Source organism: Flagellimonas pacifica (assembly GCF_900215465.1).
In the GTDB taxonomy this organism is placed as follows: domain Bacteria; phylum Bacteroidota; class Bacteroidia; order Flavobacteriales; family Flavobacteriaceae; genus Flagellimonas; species Flagellimonas pacifica.
The window spans coordinates 152,845-166,512 of the sequence record NZ_OBEH01000004.1 but is presented as its reverse complement, the minus strand read 5'-3'; the positions used below and the strand labels follow the sequence as shown (position 1 = coordinate 166,512).

Sequence of the window (13,668 nt, the reverse complement as noted above, 5' to 3'; positions counted from 1 at the left end):
AGTGTAAAAACGATTAAACATTTTCCATAGTATATATGTTGGTTTTTTATTTTCTATATTCGTTGCATGCTCTCCAAGAAGACCAAATATGGACTAAAAGCACTTACCTACCTAGCTTCACTAGAGAGTAGGGAGCCTGTTCAAATTGCTGAAATAGCCAAACACGAGAATATTTCACAAAAGTTTTTGGAAAGTATTTTGCTTACCTTGAGACGAAACGGATTTTTGGGATCTAAAAAAGGAAAAGGCGGCGGGTATTATTTAATTAAGGAGCCAGAAGATATTTTAATGACGGCTGTTATGCGGGTATTGGAAGGTCCAATAGCTATGGTTCCCTGTGTAAGTCTCAATTTCTACGAAAAATGCGCAGATTGCCCTGATGAAAACAAATGCTCGGTGAACAAATTGATGCTTCAAGTGCGTGATAGTGCCCTAGAAGTCTACCGAAACAATACATTGGCTGATTTGATAGCCTCATAAGTTTAGATTCTTTATTATTTGAGGTTTAAGATCAGTAAATCTGTAAATTTTTTCGTTCCACTTATTAAAATCTATAAAAACGATAGGGTATTGGTAATTTTATATGGTTTTTAACGATTCCAATTAAATAAAACACGTATGTTTGTATTTCCTAGTAAATCGATAGGGAAATAATTAAACGAAATGATTGCAGACCAATTAGTACTGAATTCAAAAAATACCAAGACATCCTTTGAGAAGGATAAAAACTCGGAAAAACCCCTTCGTAGTATAGCAAAAGCTGTTAGCTGGAGAGTAATTGGAACCGTAGATACACTGATTATCTCCTATTTTTTTGTTGAAGAAGTTGTCTTGGCAGCATCCATAGCTTCCATAGATTTTGTAACCAAAATGATTCTTTATTTTTTTCATGAAAGAATCTGGAACAAGATAGGTTGGGGCAAATAAATTAATCAATTATGGCATTCTCACAAGAAAATATTGAAAACTTAAATAAACAATTCAAGGGTATTGATCCCCAAGAGATAATTTCTTGGGCCATTGCAAATGGAAATACCCCTGTGGTTACCACAAATTTCCGTCCTTATGAAGTGGCCATTCTTCATGCTGTAACGGATGTTGATAGGGATATTCCAGTTGTTTGGTGTGATACAGGATACAATACACCTAATACGTACAAGCATGCTGAAGAATTGATTTCTCGCTTGGGATTGAACATCAAACTATATGTGCCCAAGCAGACTTCATCACATCGAGATGCTGTTATGGGAATTCCTCATATTGATGACCCGTTACACGCCACTTTTACAGAGCAAGTGAAGTTGGAGCCTTTTAGAAGGGCTATGGAAGAACACAAACCGGATGTTTGGTTCACTAATCTGCGTAAGGGACAAACCGCACATAGAGATTCATTGGATGTGTTGAGTTTGGGTAAGAAAGGTGTTCTTAAAGTGAGCCCATTTTACTATTGGAGCGATACACAATTGGATGCCTATCTAAACGAACGAGATTTACCCAACGAACATAAATATTTTGACCCCACCAAGGTTTTGGAAAACCGAGAATGTGGATTGCATACATAAAAGAGAATAAGACAGTGAGCACACTTATAGAAGAAATACTAAAACCAGAACTATTGGACTTGGAAAAAAGACCAAAGGCTAATGCATTGGAGCATGAGGCCATTTATATCATGCGCGAGGTTGCGGCCCAGTTTGAAAAACCTGTTTTATTGTTTTCAGGCGGAAAGGATTCCATAACATTGGTAAGATTGGCACAAAAAGCCTTTTGGCCAGCAAAAATTCCTTTTCCGTTGATGCATATCGATACCGGTCATAATTTTCCCGAAACCATTGAATTTAGAGATAAACTGGTAGAAGAACTTGGAGTTGAACTTATTGTGAGAAACGTTCAGGATTCTATAGATCAAGGGAAAGTGGTTGAGGAAACTGGAAAATATGCTAGTAGAAATATGTTGCAGACCACTACTTTGTTGGATGCTATTGAAGAATTCAAGTTTGATGCCTGTATTGGTGGAGCACGTAGAGATGAAGAAAAGGCAAGAGCCAAGGAACGTATTTTTTCAGTTCGTGACGATTTCGGTCAATGGGATGAGAAAAACCAACGCCCAGAGTTGTTCGATATGTTGAACGGTGAAATTGAGATGGGCCAAAATGTCCGAGTTTTCCCAATCAGCAACTGGACAGAGTTGGATGTTTGGAGTTACATTGAAAAAGAAAATATTGAGATCCCCTCCATTTACTTTGCACATAAGAGAAACATCTTTTTAAGAGATGGGTTGATTTGGTCCGCGGAAGATGGTGTTGTGTTTAGGGCAGATGACGAGGTTGTTGAAGAACGGATGGTTCGTTTTCGTACCGTAGGTGATATGTCATGTACCGCTGCAGTAGCATCATATGCCGATACTATCGAAAAAGTGGTGGCCGAAATCAGGGAATCAAAAATTTCGGAACGTGGAGCAAGGATAGATGACAAACGTTCTGAAGCAGCAATGGAAAAACGTAAACAACAAGGATATTTTTAAAAGATTATGGAAGTATTGAAAATTGCTACAGCAGGTAGCGTGGATGATGGTAAAAGTACCTTGATTGGACGATTGTTATATGATACAAAATCGTTGACCGATGATAAATTGGAGGCTATTGAAAGGACCAGCAAGCAAAAAGGATACGATTACCTAGATTTTTCCTTAGCGACTGACGGTTTGGTAGCTGAAAGAGAACAAGGAATTACGATTGACGTTGCCCATATCTACTTTTCAACAGCAAAGAAAAGCTACATTATAGCAGACACCCCTGGTCATGTGGAATATACCAGAAATATGGTTACGGGAGCGTCTACTTCTCAAGCCGCAATTATATTGATTGACGCTAGAAAGGGCGTGATTGAGCAAACAAATCGTCACTTTTTTATCAACAATCTACTTCGCGTTAAAGAGGTGATTGTTGCTGTGAATAAAATGGATTTGGTAGATTTTTCGGAGGAAAAATACAATGCTATAAAAGCTGACTTTGAGGAATTGATGAGCAAGCGGGATTACGCGGATCAAAAAATCACTTTTATCCCCATTAGTGCATTGAAGGGAGACAACGTCGTAGAGAAATCCAAAAATACACCGTGGTACAATGGCGAGACCATACTGGAACACTTGGAAAGTTTAGATTTGGCCGCAGTGTCCAATGTAGGAACTCCAAGGTTCCCTGTGCAATATGTGGTTCGACCAAAAACTGAAGAATTCCATGATTTTCGTGGATTTGCTGGAAAAGTATATGGTGGTGAACTTAGTGTTGGAGACGAAGTTGTAGTGCTACCATCAATGACCAGAAGTAAGATTAAGAATATTTATTTTTACGATAAAGAATACCAAACAGCGCCAAGAAGGTCCTCCGTGACTATTACTTTGGAAGATGAAGTCAATGTAAGTCGAGGAGATATGTTGGTAAAAGCTGAAGATTTACCCATAATTGATAAGCAACTTACGGCAACAGTTTCTTGGATGGATTCCGATAGTTTAATCACTGGAGGCAAATATGTGGTACAACATGGGGTGAATAAAGTATTGGCAAAAGTTGATGCCATTGAGCACAAAGTAAACCCAGATTATTCAGGGATTGAAGAAAACGTTTCAACCTTACAAATGAATGATATTGCCAAAGTGAGATTGAAACTGAACAAACCTATTTTTTACGATCAGTTCAAAGACCATCGTACAAACGGTTCCTTTATAATTATTGATAGTAGAACACATACCACCGCAGGTGTTGGTTTCATAAACTAAAAGGAAACAACACCAATAAAAGAGGTGATAATTAGTTGTAAATAAAATCTATTAACCAGATAGGAAAAATAGAATAATGAGAAGCTTTAGAACAGAAATAGAAAGCCCAATTGTTGAAAAGGACATCATTGAATTGGAAAGAAAGATCCGCCAATTTAATGGAGGCGAATTGGACGAAGAAAAATTCAGGAGCCTACGTTTGGCCCGTGGAGTCTATGGTCAACGTCAACAAGGAGTTCAGATGGTGCGTATCAAATTACCCTATGGTAAGGTAACTTCCAATCAATTACTTCGCATTTGTGATGTTTCTGATGAATATTCTCGAGGAAGGTTACATATAACCACGCGTCAAGATATCCAGATTCACTATGTGGACCTTGATCGTACCCCAGAACTTTGGGCTCAACTGGAACGTGACGATGTAACGCTTCGTGAAGCCTGCGGAAACACAGTTCGTAATGTAACGGCAAGTGAAACTGCTGGAATTGATGTTGATGAACCTTTTGACGTTTCACCATACGCCCACGCTGTTTTTCAGTATTTCCTTCGGAATCCGATTGGACAGGAAATGGGAAGAAAGTTCAAAGTTTCATTTTCTTCAAGTGATGCTGATACCGGTCTTTCCTACATGCACGATTTAGGTTTTATCGCTAAAATCAAAAATGGCGAAAGAGGATTTAAAGTAATGTTAGCCGGTGGATTGGGGTCTCAACCCCGTCATGCCGATGAACTCTACAGTTTCTTGCCAACAGATAAAATTGTTCCATTGATGGAAGGTGTTATCCGTGTATTTGACAGATATGGAGAACGTAAGAGTCGCGCAAAAGCTCGTATGAAATTCTTGTTGAAGGATATTGGCCTGGAAGGATTCAAAGTATTACTGGAAGAAGAACAATTGGCCATTCCAATTCAAACCTATCCCATAGATTTTGAAAGCTATCCAAAGCCTGTAGTTGCAAATGTTGAAGTTCCTTCTGTTCAACTTGAAGAAAATGAGGAGTTCCAACAATGGAAATCGACCAATTTGGTGCTGCAAAAGCAAAAAGGCTATGTGGCTATCGGAATCAAGGTCTTGTTAGGCGATTTTTATACGGATAAAGCTAGGGAATTGGCAAAATTGGTTCAAGAATATGCTGCAGGCGAGATTCGTTTATCGCTTCGCCAAAATATTCTGATTCCTTATGTAAAAGAGGAATTAGTTCCATTTTTCTATTCCGAACTTAAAAAGTTAGGATTTGTAGAAGCTGGATATAACAAAGCTTTGGATATTACCGCTTGCCCTGGAACTGATACTTGTAATTTGGGTATTGCCAGTAGTACAGGAATCGCTGAGGAATTGGAGCGGGTGATCAAGGCTGAATATCCACAGTACATCAGCAATCCCGATGTGGTCATCAAAATAAGTGGCTGTATGAATGCTTGTGGACAACATAATATGGCAAATATCGGATTCCAGGGAATGTCCGTGCGCACCAAAGATAAATTAGTGGCTCCAGCACTTCAGGTGTTATTGGGAGGTGGAAACTTTGGAAATGGTAAAGCCAGATTCGCAGATAAAGTAGTTAAAATTCCAAGTAAGAGAGGCCCCCAAGCCCTCAGATTGATTCTGGATGATTTTAATGCAAATGGGAATAGGGCTTCCTTTGCTGATTACTACTGGGAAAAAGGTGAGCAATATTTCTATGAGTTCCTAAAACCACTTTCCAATATTGAAAATCTTACCCAAGAAGACTTTATTGATTGGGGCACTGAGGAGAAATACAAGAAGGAGATTGGAATTGGTGAATGTGCCGGTGTGATCGTGGATTTGGTGGCGACCTTGTTTTTCGAAAGTCAAGAAAAGATTGAAAAAGCAGAAGAAGCATTGGCAGAAGAAAAATGGGCGGCGAGTATTTACTATTCGTATCAGTCTATTGTAAACTCAGCCAAGGCACTTTTAACATCTGAAAAAGTTAAGGTAAATACGCATTCAGCAATCATCAAAGATTTTGACAAATTATATGTTGAAACTGGAAAAATAGATTTAGCAATAAGTTTTGAGGATATAACACTTCAATTAAATAAAAATAAGCCTACCCAAGAGTTTGCACAGTCTTATGTAGAAGATGCAAAACAAGTTTTGGAAACATTGGAAGCTTATAGAAAATTGGAATTGGCGCATGCATAACGGAAAACTGACAGTGGTAGGGGCAGGCCCCGGAGATGTGGATTTGATTACCTTGAAAGGAATCAAAGCTTTGCAACGTGCAGATGTTGTGTTGTATGATGCCCTTGTCGACACTGAGCTATTGGAATATGCACCAAATGCCGAGCATATTTTTGTGGGCAAGCGCAAAGGATGCTACGCTTATCAGCAAAATCAAATCAATGATTTAATTGTGCAACGCTCAAGTTTGAACAAACATGTGGTTCGATTAAAAGGGGGAGATCCATTTGTATTTGGAAGAGGAGCCGAAGAAATGGAATTTGCTGCTGAAAATGGTTTGGAAGTTGAGGTTGTTCCTGGAATTTCTTCATCGGTTGCTGTACCTGCATCCCAAAACATTCCGGTAACCAAAAGAGGCGCAACAGAAAGTTTTTGGGTTATTACTGGCACTACCAAGGAGCATAAACTATCTACGGATGTTGCTTTGGCTGCTAAATCAAATGCCACTGTTGTGATTTTAATGGGAATGTCAAAGTTGGCGGAGATTACCGAACTATTTAAAAAGGAAGGAAAATCTAATCTTCCCGTGGCTATCATTCAAAATGGTACTACGCAAGATGAAAAAATAGGGATTGGCACTGTTTCTACAATTGTAAATCAAGCTAAAGAGCAGCAATTGTCAAATCCGGCCATTATTGTGATTGGCGAAGTTGTTAACCATCGACAAAAAATAGTGGAGATTCAAAAGAATCGTACAAAAGAGGGAATAAAATTGTTTGAAAAAGTATAAATCTCAGCACAGGCTGAGACTATAAATTAAGATTATGATCAAGACAGATATATTAATAATTGGAGCGGGACCAACAGGTTTATTTACGGTTTTTGAAGCGGGGTTGTTAAAACTTAAAACCCATTTGATTGATGCACTTGCGCAACCAGGAGGTCAATGTTCGGAGATTTATCCAAAGAAGCCGATTTACGATATTCCAGCCTATCCAGAGATTTTGGCTGGGGATTTGGTCGATAAGTTAATGGAACAGATTAAACCTTTCGAGCCTGGGTTCACCTTAGGTGAACGTGCCGAAACTTTGGACAAGCAAGAAGATGGTTCTTTCATTGTTACTACAAACAAAGGAACTAAACATCATGCTCCTGTGGTGGTAATAGCTGGTGGATTGGGCTCATTTGAACCCAGAAAACCAATTATTCCCAATATTGCTGATTATGAAGATAAAGGAGTTTCCTATATCATCAAGGACCCTGAAGTATACCGAAACAAAAAAGTGGTTATCGCTGGAGGTGGTGATTCAGCTCTAGATTGGGCCATATTTTTGGCTGATGTTGCCTCAGAAGTGGCCCTTGTGCATAGAAGAAATGAATTTAGGGGCGCTCTGGATTCTGTTGAAAAAGCTTCTGAATTGGCTAAACTTGGGAAAATCCAATTATATACGGAAGCAGAAGTAAAAGAAGTACATGGCGAAAGTGAGTTGAAGGCTGTGGTAATTAAACACAATGACGAGGCAAAGGGACAAACCTATGTGGAAACTGATCACTTTATTCCTCTTTTTGGACTTTCACCAAAACTAGGCCCAATTGGAAATTGGGGCTTGGAAATTCAAAAAAATGCCATTAAAGTGAATAACGCAAAGGATTATCAGACCAATATACCGGGTGTTTTTGCTATTGGCGATGTAAATACCTATGAAGGGAAATTAAAACTAATCCTATCCGGGTTTCATGAAGCGGCGGTAATGTGCCAATATGCCTACCAAATTATAAACCCAGATAAGCGATTTGTAATGAAATACACCACAGTTGGAGGAGTTGAAGGATTTGACGGCTCCAAGAAAGAGGCCAAAAAAGAAGTGGTACAAAGTATAATCTAAGTTTTGTTTAGGTTATTTTGAGTTAGTCAAACCTTCCATGGTTTTCACTTTGGAAGGTTTTAACGTAGAAAAAAGGGACAATAAGTTGCTTTTAAGTATAAAGTGTGGTTATTTTGTCCCCAGTTCATTTAAAAATTGAAGTTGTTATCAAGAAAGGTGGAGGGATTGGACCCTGTGAAGCCTTAGCAACCCTTTACTTATAAAGAAGGTGCTAAATTCTACCTTAATCGGAGATTCGGTTTGGGAAGGATAACATAGGATACATTTCCAACGTATTTCCTACATTTTTCTTGATACCATTTATAACCCTAATTAAGGGTAGTTACGTTATGAAGGGAATTGAAGAAATATTGCAAGAACGAATTTTGGTGTTGGACGGAGCCATGGGTACCATGTTACAGCGCTACAAGTTTGAAGAGGAAGATTTTAGGGGAGAACGTTTTAAGGATTGGGAACACCCATTAAAGGGAAACAATGATTTACTTTCATTGACTCAACCTGAGGCTATTGCCGAAGTACACAGAAAATACTTTGAAGCAGGGGCAGATATTGTGGAGACCAATACCTTTTCCGGGACTACCATCGCCATGGCAGATTACTATATGGAAGATTTGGTATATGAACTCAACTATGAATCTGCTAGAATAGCCAAAGAAGTAGCAAATGAGTTTACCAAAAAAGAGCCTCACAAACCTCGATTTGTAGCAGGAAGTATAGGCCCTACCAATAAAACGGCCAGTATGTCCCCGGATGTTAACGACCCGGGCTATAGAGGAGTTTCCTTTGATGAATTGAGGATTGCTTATAAATTACAGATAGAGGCACTTTTGGATGGAGGTTCCGACATTCTTTTAGTGGAAACCATTTTTGATACGTTAAATGCGAAAGCTGCATTGTTTGCCATTGAAGAGGTAAAAGATGAGCGCAATATAGAGGTGCCAATAATGGTAAGCGGTACTATTACAGATGCATCAGGTAGAACACTTTCTGGGCAAACTGCGGAAGCATTTTTAATTTCCATCTCCCATATACCTATTCTTTCCGTGGGATTTAATTGTGCTTTGGGAGCAAAACAACTGGTTCCTCATTTAGAAGTGGTATCGGCCAAAACAGATTATGGCGTTTCCGCCCACCCAAATGCAGGCTTGCCCAATGCCTTTGGAGAATACGATGAAACTCCGGAAGAAATGGCTTCTCAAATACAAGAATATGTAGAAAAAGGATTGGTCAATATCGTGGGCGGATGCTGCGGAACTACTCCAGAACATATTAAGGCCATAACGGATTTGGTGGCCAAATATCAACCTAGAAAATTATCACATCCCATTATATGAAAAATAGGATATTGATTTTATTGGTAGTAATTGGATTATCCTGTAAGGATAAGACAGGAGCTCGTTCTCAAAATATAAAAACGGAAAAACCTACCCAGAAGATTGTAGGTACATGGAAGTTGGTCTATGGCGAAATACGGGAAAAAGATTCTGTGCAAATCAAAGATTTATCAGAAGTGGACTTCATTAAAATAATCAATGAAGACCATTTTGCCTTTTTTAACCAACCCAAAAATGGCGGCGAAGGATTTTATGGTGGTGGAGGCACCTACACCTTGGAAGAGAATAACTATACGGAGGTATTGGATTATGTAGCGGTTGATGAGGTAAGGGGGCATGAGTTTCCCTTCCATATAGAAATCAAAGGAGATACTTTGATACAATCGGGTATTGAAGATGTGCCCGATGCAGGTATCAAAAGGCATATTGTAGAAAAGTATATAAAAATCGATTAAGTAAGGATATTGGCAAAAATGACCAAACCAAAACATTTGAAGCTATCGGGCCTAGAGCCTTTGGTAATTACTCCAGACAGTAATTTTGTCAATGTAGGGGAGCGGACCAATGTGGCTGGATCTAAAAAGTTTCTTCGCCTGATTAAGGAAGAAAAGTTTGATGAAGCTTTGGATGTTGCAAGACATCAGGTAGAAGGAGGAGCGCAGATCATAGATATTAATATGGACGATGGGCTTATCGATGGTAAGGAAGCCATGGTAAGGTTTTTAAATCTCATTGTCGCTGAACCTGATATTGCCAGAGTTCCCATAATGATCGATAGTTCCAAATGGGAAATCATTGAAGCTGGGCTACAGGTAGTTCAAGGCAAGTGTGTTGTCAACTCCATTAGTCTAAAAGAAGGAAAAGAGCAGTTCGTCCATCAAGCCAAATTGATCAAACGTTATGGTGCTGCAGTCATTGTGATGGCATTTGATGAGGTTGGCCAGGCAGATACTTATGAAAGACGTATTGAAATCGCCGAAAGATCGTACCGAACTTTAGTGGATGAGGTGAATTTTGCACCGGAAGATATCATTTTTGACTTAAATATCTTTCCTGTTGCCACAGGAATGGATGAACACAAGCTTAACGCACTGGATTTTATTGAAGGTACTCGTTGGGTAAGGCAAAACCTTCCTCATTGTAGTGTTAGTGGTGGAGTCAGTAATGTGTCATTTTCTTTTAGGGGCAACAATCCGGTAAGAGAGGCCATGCATTCCGTGTTTCTTTTCCATGCAATTAAGGCGGGAATGAACATGGGTATTGTGAACCCAGCTTTGCTGGAAGTTTATGATGATATTCCAAAGGATCTTTTGGAGCATGTAGAAGATGTCATTCTTAACCGAAGAGATGATGCCACAGAAAGATTACTGGAATTTGCGGAAACTGTTGTAGGTAAGGCAAAGGAAAGTAAGGTTGATTTATCATGGCGAGAAGAACCACTACAAAACCGAATAACACGAGCCCTGGTCAAGGGAATTGATCAGTATATAGTTGAAGATGTAGAAGAGGCAAGATTGGCTGCATCCAGACCGTTGGAGGTGATAGAAGGCAATCTGATGACCGGGATGAATGTGGTAGGCGACCTGTTTGGGAGTGGAAAAATGTTTTTGCCCCAGGTGGTGAAATCTGCTCGAGTGATGAAGAAAGCGGTTGCCCACCTTACCCCTTATATTGAAGAATCTAAAGATGCGAGTACATCAGCAGCAGGTAAAATATTGATGGCCACGGTTAAAGGAGATGTCCATGATATTGGAAAAAATATTGTTAGTGTAGTGCTCGCTTGTAACAATTATGAGATTGTGGATATGGGCGTAATGGTGCCTCCGGAAAAAATCATCAACAAAGCCAAAGAAGAGCAGGTTGATATTATCGGTTTGAGTGGTTTGATCACCCCTTCATTGGATGAAATGGTCTTTTTGGCCAAAGAAATGGAACGGCAACAGTTCACAGTACCATTGTTGATTGGCGGTGCCACTACCAGCAAAGCGCATACCGCAGTGAAAATCGACCCGCAATACAGTCAGGCTGTGGTACACGTAAATGATGCTTCACGCGCGGTGACCGTTGTTGGCGATTTATTGCAAAGAGAAACTTCGGATAATTATAAAAAGTCCATCAAGCTAGATTATGAAAGTTTTAGGGATAAATTTCTGAATAGAACCAAGGCAAAGGAGTATTTGACACTGGCGGAGGCCCGAAATAATAAATTTCAAATAGATTGGGATTCTGATGATATCAAAAAACCCAACGAACTTGGAATTCAGGTTTGGGAAGATTTTGATTTGAATGAATTGACAGAGTTTATTGATTGGACGCCTTTTTTTAGAAGTTGGGACCTACACGGAAAATATCCAAATATCCTTAAGGATGAAGTTGTGGGAAAACAGGCAACCGAACTTTTTGAGGATGCCCAAAAAATGTTGGAAGAAATCCTAGATAAAAAACTGCTAAAAGCGAAAGCGATTTTTGGATTATTTCCTGCCAATTCAGAAAATGATGATGATATTGCGCTTCGATTTCGCTCAGGGTCCAAAGATGATAATAAAGGGTCGTTGAGCGGAGCCGAAACGACAGATGAAGTCAGTTCGAGTGCAGTCAAGAACGATGAAGATGAGGTTTTTATTTTCAGAACGCTTCGTCAACAATTGAAAAAAAGAGCTGGAGTCCCAAATATTGCGCTGGCTGACTTTATAGCTCCAAAAACTTCAGGGATTCAGGATTATATGGGTTGTTTTTGTGTAACCACAGGATTCGGCACTCAAGAATTGGCTCGGGAATATGAGAAAAAGTTGGATGATTATTCTTCCATTATGGTAAAAGCATTGGCAGATCGTTTGGCAGAGGCCTTTGCCGAATACCTTCATAAACAAATCCGAACGAAGTATTGGGGTTATGGTAACAGTGAAAATTTGTCCAATAATGATTTGATTGATGAAAAGTATCAAGGAATCCGACCTGCCCCCGGATACCCTGCATGCCCTGACCATTTAGAAAAACTCACCATTTGGGAATTGTTGGGTGTAAAGGAGAAAATAGGAGTGGAGCTAACTGAAGGTTTGGCCATGTGGCCAGCGGCCAGCGTTAGCGGGTATTATTTTGGACATCCACGTGCAAAATATTTTGGATTGGGAAAAATTAAGCAAGATCAAGTTGAAGATTTTGCAAAAAGAAAAGAGATTGAACTGGAGAAAGCACAAAAATGGCTAGCTCCAAACATAGTAGACGAATGAATTTGAGATTTATTGAGTTGACCCTGGGGAATTACACGGTTTCCCATGGATATGAAAACAATAAGGAAATACTTGAAGATTTTAAAAGTAATGAGCCTTCTAAAAAGCTGGTGGCCATTGATAGGATTAAATCGTTAAGTGAAAAATACATTTTGATAGACTATCTGGATGGACGATGGGTGTATTGGGAATATGAGGAGAGCTATCAGTATGTTAAAAATCTTTTGACCGCAAAGTAAGATGAAAGTAACCGACCATATAGAAAAAGCAAAAGGAGAGACACTCTTCAGTTTTGAGATTATACCTCCAGTAAAAGGAAAAAGTATACAGGAACTCTATGACAACATTGACCCGTTGATGGAGTTTAAACCCCCGTTTATTGATGTTACTACATCCAGAGAAGAATATGTATATATAGATCGTGATGGACTTTTTGACAAAAAGCTCACTCGAATGCGTCCAGGAACGCTTGGAATATGTGCCTCCATTACACATAAGTACAATGTAGATACGGTTCCCCATGTATTGTGCGGAGGGTTTACAAAAGAAGAAACAGAATACTTGCTTGTAGATTGCCATTATTTGGGAATTGACAATGTGATGGCTTTACGGGGCGACGCCATGAAAGAAGAAAAATACTTTGCACCTACCAATGGAGGCCATCGATTTGCATCCGATTTGGTAGAGCAAATAAATGATTTAAATAAAGGAAACTACCTTCATGAAGTAATTGAAACAGACAATTGCGCCAATTTTTGTGTGGGTGTGGCCGGCTATCCAGAGAAACATATGGAGGCTCCTTCTTTAAAATCTGATTTAAAAAGATTGAAACAAAAAGTGGACTTGGGAGCAGATTACGTGGTGACCCAGATGTTCTTCGACAACAAAAAATTCTTCAAGTTTGTTGATGAAGCTCGTAAAATGGGAATTAATGTTCCCATAATCCCGGGAATCAAACCTATTGCGGTAAAAAGGCACTTGCAATTATTGCCTCAAGTGTTCAGGGTAGATATCCCGGAAGATTTGATTGATGCAGTTGAGTCTTGTAAAAACAATAAAGAAGTAAGGCAAGTAGGGGTAGAGTGGTGCATTGAACAATCCAAAGAACTTAAAGAGGCGGGTGTACCAGTATTGCATTATTATTCAATGGGAAAATCAGACAATATTAAGGCAATTGCCAAGAAAGTTTTTTAGTAGAATTTTTGACATAGAGTGACAGACGGCTTAGATTAAATTTTTTATAAAAACACTGAACTTCCTGGCAGCTTTTACCCTTCTGTCAAATATGTCTATT

13 protein-coding genes and 1 riboswitch are annotated in these 13,668 nt (G+C 39.2%); all 13 genes read left to right on the top strand.

The annotated features are described in order from the left end of the window. Window positions 1-66: 66 nt before the first annotated feature. Entirely contained in the window at window positions 67-480 is a 414-nt protein-coding gene (locus CRO15_RS13380; RefSeq protein ID WP_097046354.1) for an RrF2 family transcriptional regulator, read from the top strand. Between the two features lie 183 nt (window positions 481-663). Beyond that, complete coding sequence (locus CRO15_RS13375) at window positions 664-927, top strand: DUF2061 domain-containing protein (RefSeq protein ID WP_097046353.1); 264 nt, start codon at window positions 664-666, stop codon at window positions 925-927. Window positions 928-938: 11 nt separating this feature from the next. Beyond that, on the top strand, window positions 939-1,562 hold the full coding sequence (locus CRO15_RS13370; protein WP_097046352.1) for a phosphoadenosine phosphosulfate reductase domain-containing protein: 624 nt from the start codon (window positions 939-941) through the stop codon (window positions 1,560-1,562). Continuing rightward, window positions 1,544-2,524: a sulfate adenylyltransferase subunit CysD gene (cysD, locus tag CRO15_RS13365; protein WP_417935213.1), complete on the top strand. Its 981-nt coding sequence runs from the start codon at window positions 1,544-1,546 to the stop codon at window positions 2,522-2,524. Before CRO15_RS13370 ends, cysD begins: the two co-directional genes overlap by 19 nt. A 6-nt stretch (window positions 2,525-2,530) precedes the next feature. Next, entirely contained in the window at window positions 2,531-3,778 is a 1,248-nt protein-coding gene (locus tag CRO15_RS13360; RefSeq protein ID WP_097046351.1) for a sulfate adenylyltransferase subunit 1, read from the top strand. A 76-nt stretch (window positions 3,779-3,854) separates the two neighbouring features. After that, the gene (locus tag CRO15_RS13355; protein ID WP_097046350.1) at window positions 3,855-5,945 is read left to right on the top strand and encodes a HEPN domain-containing protein; all 2,091 of its coding nucleotides are present in this window, start codon (window positions 3,855-3,857) and stop codon (window positions 5,943-5,945) included. Continuing rightward, a complete protein-coding gene (gene cobA, locus CRO15_RS13350) occupies window positions 5,938-6,714 on the top strand; it encodes a uroporphyrinogen-III C-methyltransferase (protein WP_097046349.1) in 777 nt (258 codons plus the stop codon). Before CRO15_RS13355 ends, cobA begins: the two co-directional genes overlap by 8 nt. 34 nt (window positions 6,715-6,748) lie before the next feature. Next, window positions 6,749-7,810: an NAD(P)/FAD-dependent oxidoreductase gene (locus CRO15_RS13345; protein ID WP_097046348.1), complete on the top strand. Its 1,062-nt coding sequence runs from the start codon at window positions 6,749-6,751 to the stop codon at window positions 7,808-7,810. 141 nt (window positions 7,811-7,951) lie between these two features. Further along, window positions 7,952-8,066: riboswitch (SAM riboswitch) on the top strand. A 73-nt stretch (window positions 8,067-8,139) separates the two neighbouring features. Then, on the top strand, window positions 8,140-9,144 hold the full coding sequence (locus CRO15_RS13340; protein WP_097046629.1) for a homocysteine S-methyltransferase family protein: 1,005 nt from the start codon (window positions 8,140-8,142) through the stop codon (window positions 9,142-9,144). Next, complete coding sequence (locus CRO15_RS13335; RefSeq protein ID WP_097046347.1) at window positions 9,141-9,599, top strand: hypothetical protein; 459 nt, start codon at window positions 9,141-9,143, stop codon at window positions 9,597-9,599. Before CRO15_RS13340 ends, CRO15_RS13335 begins: the two co-directional genes overlap by 4 nt. Window positions 9,600-9,617: 18 nt before the next feature. Beyond that, the gene (gene metH, locus CRO15_RS13330; RefSeq protein WP_097046346.1) at window positions 9,618-12,374 is read left to right on the top strand and encodes a methionine synthase; all 2,757 of its coding nucleotides are present in this window, start codon (window positions 9,618-9,620) and stop codon (window positions 12,372-12,374) included. Continuing rightward, window positions 12,371-12,613, top strand: coding sequence for a hypothetical protein (locus CRO15_RS13325; protein WP_097046345.1), 243 nt, complete (start codon window positions 12,371-12,373; stop codon window positions 12,611-12,613). Before metH ends, CRO15_RS13325 begins: the two co-directional genes overlap by 4 nt. A 1-nt stretch (window position 12,614) precedes the next feature. After that, complete coding sequence (gene metF / locus CRO15_RS13320) at window positions 12,615-13,568, top strand: methylenetetrahydrofolate reductase [NAD(P)H] (RefSeq protein ID WP_097046344.1); 954 nt, start codon at window positions 12,615-12,617, stop codon at window positions 13,566-13,568. Window positions 13,569-13,668: the final 100 nt, after the last annotated feature.